The sequence below is a fragment of the Rohdeia mirabilis genome (assembly GCA_007750655.1).
Taxonomy (GTDB): Bacteria; Planctomycetota; UBA1135; order UBA1135.
This window is the reverse complement of record CP036290.1, coordinates 3,930,130-3,945,259: the sequence shown is the minus strand read 5'-3', so window position 1 is coordinate 3,945,259 and position 15,130 is coordinate 3,930,130. Positions and strand designations below refer to the sequence as shown.

The following is a 15,130-nucleotide window of genomic DNA, read 5'->3' as shown; positions in this document are numbered from 1 at the left end:
CGGCCCTCGCGCTAGGGTGGTCCGCGTCACGCGACGAACCGTCGAAACCATCCCATGCCCGCGTCCACGTCCTCGGAATCGACCCTCCCGCAGCGTCTCCAGAAGTCGGTCTCCGGCTCCTTCCACAAGACCGCGTTGCTCCAGAAGCGCGTGCGCGAGCTCATCAAGGGCGCGGCGCCGTTGATCGAGACGCGCGAGCGCAACCCGATCAAGATCGCATTCCTCGAGATGGAGCGCGGCCTGATCGAGCTCATCCCCGAGGAAGAGCGTCCGCTCATCTGACCGAGCGACGGCTCAGCGGATCGAGTGGCTGCACCCGGAGCGACAGGAGCGGCCGACGCGCCATCGGTGACGTCCGTCGCCCCGCCGCGGCCGGAGGACCGGCTCGCGCGCGGCGGTGCCCTCATCGAACTGTTGCGCCCGTTCGCCTGGTGCTTCGGGCTGATCGCGCGCACGCGCAACGCCGCGTACGACCGCGGACTGCTGCCGAGCGCGCGCGTCGACGCTCCCGTGATCTGCGTCGGGAACATCACGACCGGCGGAACCGGCAAGACGCCGGTGGTCGAAGCCCTGACCCGTGCCCTGGTCGAGCGCGGACGTCGGCCCGGCGTCCTGTCCCGCGGCTATCGCGCACCGGCCGCTGAACGCGGTCCCGCGCCCGACGGTCGCACGCGCCGTCCCGCGGGCGACGAGGCGCGCATGCTCGCGCGTTCGCTCCCGGGCGTGCCGCTCGTGCAGGATCCCGATCGCATCCGCGGCGCGCGCGAACTGGTGCGTCTGGGCTGCGACGCGATCGTGCTCGACGACGGGTTCCAGCATCGCCGGCTCGAGCGCGACGCCGACCTCGTGCTCGTCGACGCGACGCGCCCGTTCGGACTGCCGTGGGTCGCGGGTCACGCGCCCGAGCTGATGCTGCCGCGCGGACTCCTGCGCGAACCGCCCACGGGGCTGCGTCGCGCCCGGGCCTGCATCCTCACGCGCACGGACCAGGTCGAGCCCGAGCGCCTCGCGATCCTCGAGGCCCGCATCCACGCTCTGGTGCCCGAACTGCCGATCCTGCACGCGATCCACCGCCCTCTGTGCCTGCGCGACAGCGGAGGCCAGCGCTTCGAGCTCGAGCGGTTGATCGGCACGACGGTCGAGCTCGTCAGTGGCATCGGCAACGCCGGCGCCTTCGAGGCCACCGTGGCCGGTCTCGGCGCGCGCATCGTGGAACACCGACGCTTCGGCGATCACCACGACTACCAGCCGCAGGACGTGGTCGGTCTCGGTCGCGGTGGGCGCGTCGTCGTCACGACCGCGAAGGACGCCGTCAAGCTCGAGACTCTGCTCCCCGCGGCGTTCGCCCTCGAGATCGGTGTCGAGTTCGTGCGCGGTGCGCCAGTTCTCGAAGCCCTGCTCGACGGACTCGAACCGTCCGCGGCCCGCCGCCGTCGCGACAGCCTGCACGAGGGCCTTCATGGTTGACGCGACCGAGGACACCGCGGAACCGGACGCGAGCACGGGCTTCGAAGGACCGCGCCGCACGGCCGGTGCGTGGATCGAGGATCGGGCACTCGCCGCGGCGCTGTGGGTGACGTCACGCGCGCCGTGGGCGGCCGTCGACACGTTTCTCGGCCTGCTCGCCCGCGGAGCGCATCTCTTCTCGCGGAAGCGCAACCGCGTCGCCCGCGACTTCGTGCGCACGGCTCTCGGCGCGGCGCCGAGCGACAACGACGTGGAACGCATCGTGCGCAGCGCGTACCACCACCTGTTCCGCGTCGTCGTCGAGTCCGAACGTCTCTTGTGCCGCGTGCCGCGCGAGTCGCTGCTCGATCACGTGGAACTGCATCTCTCCGACCGCGCACGCGAGTTGGCGGAGGCCGGCGCCGCGGTCGTCGTGACCACGGCCCACGTCGGCAACTGGGAAGTGGGGTCGATGGTCTGCGAGCGCCTCGGCTTCCGGCCCTTCGTCGCCGTCGCCAAGCCGGCCAAGAACCACTGGGTCTCGCTGCGGATCATGCGTTCGCGCGAGAAGCGTGGCATCCGGGTCCTGCCCAGGCGCGGAGCCATGGCCGAAGCGCCCCAGCTCGTGCGCGAGGGGGCGGCTCTCGGCCTCCTGCTCGATCAGCGCGCACGCGTCAAACCCGTCATCGCTCCCTTCTTCGGCCGTCCCGCTCGCTGCGATCGCAGCGCTGGCGTGCTGATCCGCCGCCTCGGCGTGCCCCTCGTGTTCGTCACCTGCTATCGCGCCGCCGACCCGCTGCGGTTCGAGTTCCACGCGGAGACGGTGCTCGAGCCCTCCGAGCTCGCGGGGATGAACCCGACGGCGGTCGCCACGCGGATCAACGCCGAGTTCGAGCGTATGATCCTGGGGCGTCCGGAGCAGTACTTCTGGCTGCACGACCGCTACCGTGACGCGCCCCCGGCACCTGGTGCCTAGCCGATCGATCGAAGGTCCCATGCCCACCCGTCATCTCGTCCAAGCCCTGCAGGGCATGGGGACGCCGCGCGTGCTCGTCGTCGGCGATCTGATCCTCGACCGCTACGTCACCGGCGACGTCCAACGCATCTCCCCCGAAGCGCCGATCGCGGTGCTCGCGGCCGGGCGTCGCGAGGAACGGCTCGGCGGTGCGGGCAACGTCGTCGCCAACCTGCGCGCGATGGACGCCGAGGTCGACGTGGTCGGGGTGGTGGGGACCGACTCGGACGGGGACGCGCTGCTCGGACTGCTCGATGCGTTCGGAGCGAGGCGCGACGGCTGCGTCCGCGACGGGGCGCGCCCGACCACGGTCAAGACGCGCTTCGTGTCGGGCGTCCAGCAGATGCTGCGCGTCGACTGGGAGGACGCGGTGCACGCGAGCGGCGACGGCGAAGCGGCACTTCTGGACGTCGTGCGTCGGCACATCGCCGCGGCCGACGCGCTCGTGCTCTCGGACTACGGCAAGGGCGTGCTCACCGACCGCGTGCTGGCCGAAGCGATCCGACTGGGCCGCGAACGCAAGATCCCGGTGCTCGTCGATCCCAAGGGGTCGGACTATCGACGCTACCGCGGAGCCACGCTCCTGACGCCGAACCGCAAGGAGGCCGAGGAGGCGCTCGGCCGACGACTCGCGCGACTGGAAGAAGTGCCCGACGCGGCGCGCCAGCTGAAGGAGGACGCCGAGCTGACCTGTTCGATCATCACGCTCGGCCCCGACGGCATCTACTACATGGACGCCGACGGTTCGGGCGGTCTCGTGCCGACCACGGCGCAGGCCGTGTTCGACGTGACGGGCGCGGGTGACACGGTCATCTCGCACCTGACGCTGGCCCTGGCCGACGGCTGGTCGCTCGGCGACGCGGTCGCGCTGGCGAACACGGCGGCCGGCCTGGTCGTCGGCCGACGCGGTGCCTCTTCGGTCACGCGCGACGAGCTGCGCGCGGCGCTCGGCATGCGCGGCGCCCACACGCGCAAGGTCCAGGACGAGGCGGGACTCGACGCCATGGTGCAGCGCTGGCGCCAGGAAGGCCGCCGCATCGTGTTCACCAACGGCTGCTTCGACGTCCTCCACGCGGGTCACGTGCAGTACCTGCGCTTCGCTCGTTCCCAGGGCGACGTGCTGGTCGTCGGCATCAACGACGACGCGTCGGTGCGTCGGCTCAAGGGTCCCGAACGTCCCGTCAATCCGCTGGCGGACCGCATGGAGGTCCTCGCCGCGCTCGAGATGGTCGACGCGGTCGCGCCCTTCGGCGAGGACACGCCCAAGACCGTCATCGAACGCGTCACGCCGGACGTCCTGGTCAAGGGCGAGGACTGGCGCGAGAAGGGCGTGGTCGGCCGCGAGTGGGTCGAGCGCCACGGCGGGAAGGTCGTGCTCGCGCCGCTGCTCGCCGGCCGTTCGACGACCTCGACGCTCGAGAAACTCGACGGCGCGTCGCGCTGAACCTGCGGGCTGCGACGATGCAGCCCGCGCCTCCTGTCACCGTCCGCGAACCACCGACCGTCGATCCCAGAACGCCAGCCACCCTCGTGAAGGTCCTCTTCGTCTACCCGAACCTCTACACCCAGATGGGGTTCAACCACGGGCTCGCGTCGCTCTCCGCCTGCTTGCAGCGCGACGGGCACGAGACGCGGCTCGTGAACCTGAACGAGAACCTTCCGCCCGTCCCGACCGACGAGGACGTGTGGAACACGATCCGCGACTGGGGCGCCGGCATGGTCGCGTTCTCGTGCCTCACGCAGCAGTACGCGGCCGCGGTCGCGTTGGTCGAGTACCTGCGCGAACGAGCCGCCTCGGAAGGAGTCGCGTTGCCGCCGATCGTCGTCGGCGGCGTGCATCCGACGATGGTGCCGGTCGAAGTGATGGCGGACGGAGTCTGGGACCACGTCGGTGTCGGCGAGTGCGAGGACGCGCTGTGCGAACTCGTGCGCCGCGTGGAAGCCGGTGAAGCTCCCGACGACGTTTCCAACTTCCTGAGCTGGAAGGGCGGCGTGCGTCCGAGCGACCGCGAACCCGTTCCCGACGACTGGGTGCACAACCGCGTCGGCGAGTTCCCGGACCTCGAGACGCTGCCGGTCCCCGACTACGGCCTGTTCGACACGGCGCGCATCACCGAGCAGAAGCACGGTTGGTTCGGCCTGATGACGAGCCGCGGCTGTCCGTACCGCTGCACCTACTGCCTGAACCACAAGGTCATCGACCGCTATCGCGCGGAGCTCGGACGACCGGTGCCCAAGCTCAACTTCTTCCGCTATCGCCCCGCGCACAAGGCGATCGAGGAGATCCGGCACGTTCTCGAGCGCTATCCGGACATCGGCACGTTCATCCTCGACGACGACCTGTTCACCTTGAACAAGGAGCACGCGCTCGAGTTCTCGCGGGCCTACCGTGAGTCGGGCATCGAAGTGCCGTTCGTCGTGAACAGTCATGTCAAACAGCTCGATCCGGAGGTGGCCGAAGCGCTCGCGGCGGCCAACTGCCGCATCCTCAAGCTCGGCATCGAGTCCGGTAGCCCGCGCGTCCGCAAGGAAGTGCTGAAGCGCAACATGAGCCAGGAGGACATCCTGGGCACCGTGCGCATCGCCGAGGAACACGGCCTGCACACGAGCGGCTTCGTCATGGTCGGCCTGCCCTACGAGACGCGCGCGGAACGTCTCGAGACGGTCGACCTCCTGGCGCGCAGTCGCATCGGCCGCTTCCGCACGTCGCTCTTCTTCCCGTTCCCCGGGACCGAGAGCCACCGCCTCGCGATCGAGGGCGGCTTCGTGGACGCGGACAAGGTCGGTTCGCTCACGGACTTCACGAGTTCCAGTTCGCTCGACTTCGGCGAGGAGGAGAACCTCTTCATCGAGAAGCTGGCCGCGTGCATGCCGTGGTTCGTCAACGCGGCGCTCGATCGCCATGGCGAGGCTCCGGCGTCCGCGCGCTATCGCGACGTCGTCGCCGAGGTCGAGGCCCTCGACCGCGCCGGCTGGGAGGCGTTCGAACCGCGCGTCCGCGAGCTCGACGCCGAGCTGTCGGCGGCCGCGACCGCGGCCGAGGAGCTGCACTACTCGATCCGCTACAACGCGTTCATGGGCGTGCGCTCGGACTTCTTCCTGGCCGAGGAAGCCGGCATCGAGTGGTCGACCGCCGCGGCCAAGCCGGTACCGGAACGCCTGCGGGCCCTCGCGCTCGCCGCCGCCGCCGCCGAGGTCTGCTGAGCCGATGGCGGGGGAGAGCGAGCTCGAGTTGCCGGCCTTCGCCGAGCTGCGGATCGCGGTCGTCGGGCACGCGGTGGCCGATCGCTACGTCTACGCGCGTCCCGAACGGCTCTCGCGCGAAGCTCCGGTCCCCGTCTTCGTCGAGAGCGGCGAGGAAGTGCGCCCCGGCGGTGCGGCGAACGTCGCGGCGAACCTGGCGGCACTGGGCTGTCGCGTCGAGCTGTACGCGCCGATCGGCGACGATCCGGTCGGACGCGGTCTGCGGCGCGAGCTCGAACGCCGCGGCGTGGGCGTGCCGATCGACGACGCCTGCGCCGCCTATCGCGTACCGGTGAAGACGCGCGTGCTGGCCGCCGAGCCGCACCGCACGCCCCAGCAGGTCCTGCGCATCGATCGCCCGCCGACCGAGGCGCCGTCCGCGGCCGGGATCGCGCGGCTCGCGGACGAACTCGCGCGTGCGGACGTGGACGCCGTCCTGTACTCCGACTACGGCTACTTCGACCTCGCGGCCTATGTCGCGGCCGATCGCGTGCTGCGCGAGCGCCGTGTGGTCCGCGTGCTCGATCCCAGGCTCGCCCCGGGGCCGTTCGAACGCCTCGACGCCCTGACGCCGAACCTCGACGACTTCGAAGCGGCGCTCGCGAGCGGCGGCGCGGCGACCGATCGGGACGCGGGCGATCTGGCGGCCCGCGCCGGTCGGGCGCGCGAGCACTTCTGCGTGCGCGACCTGCTCGTCACCCTCGGCAATCGCGGGATGCTGCTCGCCAGCGGCGACGGCGCCTGGCACGTCCCGCCTACCGGCCGCGACGGCGTGGTCGACGTCAGTGGCGCGGGCGACACGGCCGCCGCCGTGTTCACCGCCGCGATCGCGCTCGGACGGTCGGCACCGGTCGCGATGGCGCTGGCCAACGCCGCGGCCGGGGACGTGGTCATGATCAGCGGCACGGTCCCGGTCGATCTCGAGCGCCTGCGCGCGGCCTGGCCCGCGGCTCCGAAGGCGCGCGCGCTGCAGCGCTCGGTCGAGCTCGACGCAGCGAGCCGTCCGGACGGAGGCGAGCTGTGACCGACCTGGTGCCGCGCGAGGAGCTGCCGGTTCGACTGGAGGAGCTGCGCGCCAGCGGGCGACGGATCGTGCTCGCCAACGGCTGCTTCGACCTCCTGCACGTGGGGCACCTGCGCTACCTGCGTGCCGCGCGCCGGGACGACGAGGTCCTCGTGGTCGCGCTCAACGACGACGCGTCGGTGCGACGGCTCAAGGGACCGGGGCGTCCCCATACGCCCCTGGCCGAGCGCGCGGAGCTGCTCGCAGCCCTCGAGCCCGTCGACTTCGTCACATGCTTCGGTGAGGACACGCTCGACGTTACGCTGCGCACGATCGTCCCCGACGTCCACGCCAAGGGCACGGACTACAGCGCGGACACCCTGCCCGAGGCCGCGACCGACGCGGAGCTCGGCATCGAGCTGCGCTTCTGCGGCGACCACAAGACCCATTCGAGTCGAGAGCGACTCGACAGGCTGGAGCGAGGATCCTGACGAGCGAGCACGAGACCGAGGGCGGCGTCCGAGCCCCCGCGCGGCCTGAGCCAACTCGGAAGAAGGGCGCTGCGGCCACTCGGAAGGAGGGCGCTGCGGCCACTCGGAAAGAGGGCGCTGCGGCCGCACGGGTCGAGCTCGCCACCTGGAAGCCGCGGCTCCCGCTGCCGCTCCTGTTCCCGCTCGGCGCGCTGATCTGTTCCGTCGGCGCGATGGCGGGCGTGGGCGGTGGACTCTTCACCGTTCCCGCGCTCTACATGCTGTGGGGGCTGCCGCTGCGCAACGCCGTCGCGACCGGACTCGTCCTGGTGGCGGTCAACTCGGGCACTGCGACGCTCGCCGAGTCGCTGCACGACGACTCGATGCTCAACTGGCGGGTCATCGGTGTGTTGTTGATCGGAACGTTGACTGGGGCACAGCTCGGCTTCTCCGTCCAGAAGCGCATCCCAGCGCGACTGGTGAAGCAGATCTTCCTGGTCGTGTTGTTCGCCGCGGGCGCCAAGGTCTGCAGCGAGGTCTTCTTCCCGCCCTCCGCACCGGAGGCCGGAGCCTTCGAGTTCGGCTTCCCGCAGGTCCTCGCGTCGATCGTCGCCGGGTTCGGTGGGGGGGTCCTGGCGCCGATGCTGGGCGTCGGCGGTGGCCTCTTGATCGTTCCGGGCCTGCTCGTCGGTGTCCCCGAGCTCGGCTACGGGGGGGTCCGCGCGTGTTCCATGGCAGCCGCCGCGGTGACCTCGGCCCGCAGCGCCTGGATGCACATGCGCGACGGCCGGGTCGAGTGGCGCTCCGCCGGCTGGTTGGCGGCGAGCGCACTGGCCGGTGGCGTGCTCGGGGTGCAGATGTTCCATGTCCAGGGCATGGAGATCGTGGCGCGCATCGCGCTCACGTTCATGCTCTGGTTCGTGGCTTGGCGCTTCTACCGCGAGCTGCGCGACGTGCCGCCGCCCGCGGCGGTCGAGGATCGCGACGCCGCCTGAGCGGCCCTTGGAACGGGATCGGGGGGGCAGGCCCGTCCTGGACCCGCCCCCCCGATTCACGACCGTCGATCTGCCAGGTCCTGTGGCCGCGTCGCTCGGTCAGGCGTAGATGCCGCGCATGGTGTCCGCTGCGCTGACGCGCTGCACCGCGAGCATGTGCGTCGCCATGCGCAGGCGCACCTGGTACTGGTCGCTGAACGCCAGCACTTCGTTCCAGGCTTCGGTCATGAAGCGGCGCCGGCGACGGGCGACCAGGTCCTGGACCCAGTTGAGGCCCTGACGGTTCTGGACCCACTCGAAGTAGTTCGTCACCACGCCGCCCGCGTTGGCGAGGATGTCGGGGACGACCGGCAGGCCGCGCTCGTCGAGAATGCGGTCCGCGCGGGCCGAGATCGGGCCGTGGGCACCTTCGACGATCAGCTTGGCCTTCACGTCGCCCGCGTTGCGCGAGTTGATCGCGTTCGCGACGGCGCACGGGACCAGCACGTCGCACGGGCTCGCCAGCAGTTCCTCGTTCGTCATGCGACTGGCCACGACGGGGCAGTCGACGAGCGTGCCGTGCTGGGCGCGCCACTCGAGGATCTCGGGGATCGGGAGACCTTCGGGGTCGTAGAGCGCGACGTTGATGTCCGAGATGCCGGCGACCGTGAAGCCGGCGCCGTGCAGCAGGCGCGCCAGGTTGCCGCCGACGTGCCCGGCGCCCTGGATGACCACGACGGGGCGGTGGTCGAGCGAACCGATCCGCAGGTGCTGGAGCGCCAGGTTCATGATCACGCGCAGACCGCGCGCCGTGCCGTCGCGCATGCCCGCCGAACCGCCGAGGATCACGGGCTTGCCGGTCACGGCCGCGTTCGACGTGTGCCGCGCGTGCAGACTGATCGTGTCCATGACCCAGGCCATGACCTTCTCGTCGGAGGCCACGTCGGGCGCGAGGATGTCCGAGTCCGGACCGACCACGTCGAGCAGGTTGGCGGTGTAGCGGCGAACCGCGCGCTCCACCTCGCCGCGACTGCGCAGCTTGGTGTTGATCTTGATCCCGCCCGCGGCGCCGCCGAAGGGGATGTTGAAGACCGCGCACTTCCAGGTCATCCACGCCGCGAGGGCGCGCAGGTCGTCGATCTTGAGGTTCGGATCGAGTCGCATCGGACCCATGAACGGCCCGAGCCCCATGTTGTGCTGGATGCGCCACCCGTCGAAGACGGCCAGGCGACCGTTGTCGAGCTGGACCGGAACCGCGCAGGTGATCTCGCGGTCCGGCTTGCGGAGGATCTGGTACGCGTCCTCGTCGACGCCGAGTTTGGTGGCCGCCTCGTCGAAGAGGCTCTGCACGCTCGCGAAGGGAGTTTCCTCGTCGAGGACCGGCGTCGCGGACAGTTCGTCCGAGACGTCGCGCTTGATGAAGCTGTCGGGCATGGCGGATCTCAGCCGAACAGGCCGCGCAGGCGGTAGACGGAGGCGACCCGGTCGATCGCGAGGATGTAGGACGCGATGCGCATCGACACGTCGTACTTGCGGCGCGCCTTGTCCACGTCGTTGAAGGCCGCGACCATCGACTGTTCGAGGCGCGTGTTGACGATGTCCTCGGTCCAGAAGTAGCCCATGCGGTCCTGCACCCACTCGAAGTAGGAGACGGTCACGCCGCCCGCGTTCGAGAGGATGTCGGGAACGACCATCGTGCCGCGCTCCTCGAGCACCTTGTCGGCGGCGGCCGTCGTCGGGCCGTTGGCGCCCTCGACGATCAGCTTGGCCTGGATGCGATCCACGTTCTTCGACGTGATCTGGTTCTCCGTCGCGCAGGGAGCGAGGAGATCGCACTCGAGTTCGAGCTGCTCGGCGTGCGGCAGGTGGTCGCACTCCGTGTAGCCCTCGAGCGTGCGGTTCTGCTTGATGTACGAGAGGACGTCGGGCACGTCGAGGCCGCGCTCGTTGTAGATCGCGCCGGAGATGTCCGAGATGCTGACGACCTTGTAGCCCTCGCGGTGCAGCAGCTGGGCACCGATGCCGCCGACGTTGCCGGCGCCCTGGACCACCGCGGACGTGTTCTCCGGGCGCATTCCGAGCGTCTTCAGCGCTTCGCGGCAGGCGATCATCACGCCGCGGCCGGTGGCTTCCGTGCGACCGCGACTTCCGCCGAGGCTGAGCGGCTTGCCGGTGACGACGGCCGTCGTCGAGCGCCGCGCGTGCATGGAGTACGTGTCCATGATCCACGCCATCGTCTGCTCGTTGGTGTTCATGTCCGGCGCGGGCACGTCGCGTTCCGGGCCGAGCACGTCCATGATCGCCGTGGTGTAGCGGCGCGTCATGCGCTCCAGCTCGCCGCGCGACATGGTGCGCGGGTCGCACACCACGCCGCCCTTGCCGCCGCCGAACGGCACGTTGACGACCGAGCACTTCCAGGTCATCCACGCGGCCAGGGCGCGCACCTCGTCGAGGTGCACGTCGGGCGCGAAGCGGATGCCGCCCTTCGCGGGGCCGCGCAGGAAGCTGTGCTGGACGCGGTAGCCCTTGAAGACCTTCACGCGTCCGTCGTCCATGAGGACGGGGAACGACACGATGACTTCGCGGTCCGGCGCCCGGAGCACTTCACGAACGCCTTCCTCGAGGCCGAGGATGTCGGAGGCGCGATCGAAACGATCGGCCATGGCCTCGAAGGGATTGAACTCGTCCGGCGTGTGCTGGACGTCCGCGTCGTTGGGACCTTTCGAAACGGTTCCCTGTGACATTGGGGAAGGTGTGAAGGCGTTGGAACGGGGCCGCGGGAGGTCGAACGGGACGCCGCGGTGGGGGAACATCGGCTCGTGATCGGCGCCGTTCCTCCCGCGGTCGGCGCCGGCGGATCGCAGCGATCGAGCCAGCGCGCAGGAGGGGCGTCGGTGGACCCGAGCCAGTGGGGGTCCAGCCCCATGATCTTGCCCCACGGAGGGGCGCGGTGGTCCTGCCTTCGCCCACTTCCTCACCGGTCGTTCCCGCACGGCGCGCCGCGCGGATTGACCGGGAGCGTCGGGCGCGGTGGGATGGACGGTTCGAAGGGTCCGCCCGTTCGCATTCCATGACGCAGATCGAGCAGCGCAAACCGGTCGAGGCCCACCGCGCGGTCGAAGGCGTGCCGGTTTCCTGGCGCGGGCTCGACGCGCCACAGCTGTGGTCGGCGATCGAACGGGCCGCCGACGCCGGGCACGAACTGCGCGCCACGCGCGGCCGCCGGACCCACGCGTTCGAGGTCGACGGCCAGCGCCTAGTGGCCAAGCGCTTTCGCGGTGACGAGCCCCGGGACTGGTGGTTCGAGCGCCTGCGCGGCGTTCCGACCGATGCCGCGCGCCGGGAGTGGCGCGCCCTCGAACGCGTGCTCGCGACGGGGCTCGCCGCACCGCGACCGCTCGTCGTCCTGTTCGAAGCGCCGTCGGGGGTTCGCCCGCCGCGCCCCGGCAGCGGCGCGCGCGCGCTCTTGGTGCTCGAGTGGATCGATCACGACAGCCACCTGGGGCGACTGCTCGCGGAGACGGCTTCGTCCGGACCTGACGCGGCCCGTCGGCGCCGCGAGCTCGTCGAACGTACCTGCCGTAGCGTGGCGCACTTGCACGCCCACGGCCTGTACCACCGCGATCTGTACGCGTCGCACCTCGTCCGCCGTTCGGGCAGCGACGAGCTGGTTCTTCTGGACCACGGTCGCACGCGCTGGGAGCGGCGCCCGCGCGAACGCTGGCTGATCAAGGACCTGGCGGCTCTGCACGGCTCGACGGCTGGGCTCGCTTCCGATCGCGAGCGCCTGCGGTTCCTGTCGCGCTGGCGCCGCGCGACCGGCCGCACGACCGCCGACGCCCGGCGCATGGTGCCCGCGATCCTGCGCAAGGCCGAGCGCCTGTTCGCCCACCGACCCGTCGACCCGGGGACCGATCGCGTCGGCTGGCCGAGCGGATCGGCCGAGCGCGGAGTCGAAGGAGGTCACCCCGTCGATGCGGGCGGCGCCGGCCCCTCGATCGCTGTACCGCGCGCCCGCGAGGCCCGGGCATGAGCGCGTTCGACGTGCCGGCCGGCGGGCACCTCTTCCTGCGCGCGCCGAACTGGGTGGGGGACCTCGTCATGGCCACGCCGGTGCTCGAGGCCGCGATCGCCGACGAGCGCTGGTCGAAGGTCTCGATCGGCCTGCGCCCGCACCTGCGCGCCGTTCTCGCCGAAGGTCCGCTCGAGCCGCACCTCGTGCCGATCGAAGGCGGCGAGGACCGGGTCTATCGCGAGCTCGCGCCCGACGTGGCGGTGCTGCTCTCCAACTCCTTCGGCGCGGCTCTGCGTGCGTACCGCGCCGGTGTGCCGGTCCGCGTCGGCGCCGCGCTCTCGAGTCGCGGCGTCCTCTTGACCCACCGACTCGTTCCGCCCACCTGGCTCGGTCGGCGCAGTCCGATCCCGACGGCCCACCTGCTGCGCGACGTGGCGGCGTTGGCCGGCGTCCTCGCCCCCGATCTGCATCCGCGCCTGCACTTCGGCGCGTCGACGGCGGCGAGTGCGCGCGCGGTGCTCGACGAGGTGGGGATCGGCGCGGGCAAGCCGTTCGTCGTGTGCTGCCCGGGCGCCGCGTTCGGAGCGGCGAAGCTGTGGCCGCCCGAGCGCTTCGCCGCCGCGCTCGACGCGATCCACGCGCGCACGGGAGCGGTCGGATTCCTGACCGGCGCACCGTCCGAAGCGGCCATCGTCGAGGCCGTCGCCCGGGCCTGCACCCATCCCGTGCGCAGCGCTCCGCCGGCCACGCGCGACCTGGCGCACCTCAAGGTCTGGATCCACGACGCCCGGCTGCTGCTCGTGGGGGACAGCGGTCCGCGCTGGTACGCGGCCGCGTTCGACACGCCCTGCGTCAGCGTCATGGGACCGAACCTGCCCGAGCTGACCGCGACGTCGCTCGAGTTCGCGTCGATCGTGCGCGTCGAGGGGCTCGACTGTTCGCCCTGCCTCGAGCGCGCCTGTCCGCTCGTCCACCACGCGTGCATGCGCGAACTGGGCGTCGACGCGGTGGTCGCTGCAGCCGCCGAGGTGCTGGCGCGTGTTCCGGCGCGCGAAGTGCTGTGAGCCGCGAACGATGAGCTGCGAACGGTGAGGATCGACGCGCGCTCGGGAGTCCTGTTGCGACTTCCCAACTGGTTGGGCGATCTGGTCGCCGTCGAGCCCGCGGTGCGCGCGCTCCACCGAGCCGTCGTCGAGGACGCGGACGGAGCGTTGACGCTGGTCGCGCCGCGTCGGCTGCTGACCCTGTTCGACGGCCGGTTCGACGGCGCGCGGCGCTGGGCGGTGGAGGACGGCGTCTCCGGCTGGCGCGGGCACGGGACGGCCGTGCTGTTCACAGGTTCGTGGCGCAGCGCGTGGACGGCCGTGCGCGCGGGGATCGGTGTGCGCGTCGGACAGGCGCGCGACGGCCGCGGACTGCTGTTGACCGCCGGGGCCCGGCCGGCGCTCGAACGCGGCGCGGTCGCTCTCTCGACCCGACGCCCCGGGAGCTGGCCGCGTTACGCGCCGCGCGCAGTGGCCGCGGTCGCCGGCGAACTGAGTGGCCTGGTCGGCGTCGCCGTCGCGGACCCCGTGCCGCGACTCGTTCCGCGTCCCGACGCCGCGGCGTCGGTCGAGCGCGAACTCGAGCACCTGGGCGGCCGACCCTTCACGCTGCTCAACGCGGGCGGGCGCAGCGGATCCGCCAAGGCGCTCGCGACCGACGAATGGATGCGAGCGCTCGCAGGGCACCGGTCCGACGTGCCGTTCGTACTCGCTTTCGGTCCAGGCGAAGAGACTGGAGCGCGTGCACTGGCGCAGTCGCTCGCGGCGAACGGGCGCATCGCCCATGCGTTCGCCCAGGGCCAGCGCGCCCCGACGCTGCACGAGTACCTGGCCCTGCTCGCGCGCAGCCAGCGCTTCGTCACGACGGACACGGGGCCACGCCATCTGGCGCGCGCGCTCGGCACGCCCACCGTCGTCCTGTTCGGACCGACCGATCCGCGCCACACCCTGTCCGACGCGCGCGGGAGCGAACGGCTCGTCCAGGGGGCCGCGTCCTGCGCGCCTTGCCATCTGGAGCGCTGTCCGCTGACCGGTGCGGACGAACGGGCCTGTCTGCGTGACGCGGCGGATCGCTTCGCTACCCTGCGTCCATGAGCAGCATCGCCGACCAGTTCCCGTCCGACGTCCCCGACCAACCCGAGCTCGTCTCCTGCGAACGCGACGGGCACCTCGTGCGCCTCACGATCGAGCGGCCCGAGGTGATGAACTGCCTCTCGTTCCCGACGCTCAAGCGGCTGCGGACCCTCTTCGCCGAGCTGGCCCAGGACACCACCGTGCGCGCCGTGCAGATCACGGGCGCGGGCGAGCGGGCCTTCTGCGCCGGCGCCGATCTCAAGGAACGGCGCACGATGCCGATCGAGCGCGTGCCGGACTTCGTGCGCAACATCCGCGCGGTGATGGACGACGTGGCGGCGCTCCCGATGCCGACCATCGCGGTCGTGAACGGCTTCGCGTTCGGTGGCGGCAGCGAGCTGATGCTGGCCTGCGACCTGCGCATCGCGGCCGAGCACGCGACGTTCGGACTGACCGAGGTGACGCTGGCAATCATCCCCGGCGCGGGGGGGACGCAGCGGTTGCCGCGCCTGATCGGCCGCAGCCGCGCGAAGGACCTGATCCTCACCGGGCGCAAGCTCGACGCCGCGGAAGCTGAACGCATCGGGCTCGTCAACCGCGTCGCGCCGATGTCCGAGCTGCTCGCGAAGGCCGACGAACTGGCGCATCAGATCGCCGACAACGGACCCGTCGCCGTGCGCGCGGCGAAGGACGCGATCGACCGCGGCTGCGAGGTGGCGATCGACCAGGGACTCGAGATCGAGGCCCAGTGCTACGAGCGCATCCTGCCCACCGAGGATCGCCTCGAGGCGTTGGCCGCCTTCGCCGAGAAACGCCGTCCCAACTACCAGGGCCGCTGAGCGCGCGG

At 71.4% G+C, this 15,130-nt stretch carries 14 protein-coding genes; 12 read left to right on the top strand and 2 right to left on the bottom strand.

The window, feature by feature from the left end:
- Positions 1–54: 54 nt before the first annotated feature.
- From Pla163_RS14750 to Pla163_RS14715, 8 genes are all read left to right on the top strand, one after another.
- Entirely contained in the window at positions 55–282 is a 228-nt protein-coding gene (locus Pla163_RS14750; protein ID WP_145190066.1) for a DNA-directed RNA polymerase subunit omega, read from the top strand.
- 66 nt (positions 283–348) lie between these two features.
- Positions 349–1,467 (top strand): tetraacyldisaccharide 4'-kinase, encoded by a 1,119-nt coding sequence (lpxK, locus tag Pla163_RS14745; protein ID WP_419185975.1) that lies wholly within the window; start codon positions 349–351, stop codon positions 1,465–1,467.
- Positions 1,460–2,422 carry a lysophospholipid acyltransferase family protein gene (locus Pla163_RS14740; RefSeq protein WP_145190060.1) on the top strand — a complete coding sequence of 321 codons (963 nt, stop codon included), beginning with the start codon at positions 1,460–1,462 and terminating at the stop codon, positions 2,420–2,422. Before lpxK ends, Pla163_RS14740 begins: the two co-directional genes overlap by 8 nt.
- Before the next feature lie 19 nt (positions 2,423–2,441).
- Positions 2,442–3,905 carry a D-glycero-beta-D-manno-heptose-7-phosphate kinase gene (rfaE1, locus tag Pla163_RS14735; RefSeq protein WP_145190057.1) on the top strand — a complete coding sequence of 488 codons (1,464 nt, stop codon included), beginning with the start codon at positions 2,442–2,444 and terminating at the stop codon, positions 3,903–3,905.
- A gap of 86 nt (positions 3,906–3,991) precedes the next feature.
- A complete protein-coding gene (locus Pla163_RS14730; protein WP_419185974.1) occupies positions 3,992–5,665 on the top strand; it encodes a B12-binding domain-containing radical SAM protein in 1,674 nt (557 codons plus the stop codon).
- 4 nt (positions 5,666–5,669) lie between these two features.
- Complete coding sequence (locus Pla163_RS14725) at positions 5,670–6,728, top strand: bifunctional heptose 7-phosphate kinase/heptose 1-phosphate adenyltransferase (protein WP_419185973.1); 1,059 nt, start codon at positions 5,670–5,672, stop codon at positions 6,726–6,728.
- Complete coding sequence (locus tag Pla163_RS14720; protein ID WP_145190048.1) at positions 6,725–7,198, top strand: adenylyltransferase/cytidyltransferase family protein; 474 nt, start codon at positions 6,725–6,727, stop codon at positions 7,196–7,198. Before Pla163_RS14725 ends, Pla163_RS14720 begins: the two co-directional genes overlap by 4 nt.
- On the top strand, positions 7,135–8,172 hold the full coding sequence (locus Pla163_RS14715; RefSeq protein WP_419186499.1) for a sulfite exporter TauE/SafE family protein: 1,038 nt from the start codon (positions 7,135–7,137) through the stop codon (positions 8,170–8,172). Before Pla163_RS14720 ends, Pla163_RS14715 begins: the two co-directional genes overlap by 64 nt.
- A gap of 99 nt (positions 8,173–8,271) precedes the next feature.
- Here the strand turns inward: Pla163_RS14715 and Pla163_RS14710 are convergent, their stop codons facing one another.
- Positions 8,272–9,585, bottom strand: coding sequence for a Glu/Leu/Phe/Val family dehydrogenase (locus Pla163_RS14710; protein ID WP_145190042.1), 1,314 nt, complete (start codon positions 9,583–9,585; stop codon positions 8,272–8,274).
- Between the two features lie 8 nt (positions 9,586–9,593).
- The gene (locus Pla163_RS14705; protein ID WP_145190039.1) at positions 9,594–10,895 is read right to left on the bottom strand and encodes a Glu/Leu/Phe/Val family dehydrogenase; all 1,302 of its coding nucleotides are present in this window, start codon (positions 10,893–10,895) and stop codon (positions 9,594–9,596) included.
- Positions 10,896–11,221: 326 nt separating this feature from the next.
- Between Pla163_RS14705 and Pla163_RS14700 the strand changes: the two genes are divergently transcribed.
- The 4 genes from Pla163_RS14700 to Pla163_RS14685 are packed head-to-tail and all read left to right on the top strand — an operon-like array spanning position 11,222 to position 15,122.
- Complete coding sequence (locus Pla163_RS14700; RefSeq protein ID WP_145190036.1) at positions 11,222–12,184, top strand: lipopolysaccharide kinase InaA family protein; 963 nt, start codon at positions 11,222–11,224, stop codon at positions 12,182–12,184.
- Positions 12,181–13,230, top strand: coding sequence for a glycosyltransferase family 9 protein (locus Pla163_RS14695; protein WP_145190033.1), 1,050 nt, complete (start codon positions 12,181–12,183; stop codon positions 13,228–13,230). The genes Pla163_RS14700 and Pla163_RS14695 overlap by 4 nt, the downstream gene beginning before the upstream one ends.
- 24 nt (positions 13,231–13,254) lie before the next feature.
- Positions 13,255–14,304: a glycosyltransferase family 9 protein gene (locus tag Pla163_RS14690; RefSeq protein WP_419185972.1), complete on the top strand. Its 1,050-nt coding sequence runs from the start codon at positions 13,255–13,257 to the stop codon at positions 14,302–14,304.
- Positions 14,301–15,122, top strand: a complete 822-nt coding sequence (locus Pla163_RS14685) for an enoyl-CoA hydratase-related protein (RefSeq protein WP_145190027.1) — start codon at positions 14,301–14,303, stop codon at positions 15,120–15,122. The genes Pla163_RS14690 and Pla163_RS14685 overlap by 4 nt, the downstream gene beginning before the upstream one ends.
- Positions 15,123–15,130: the final 8 nt, after the last annotated feature.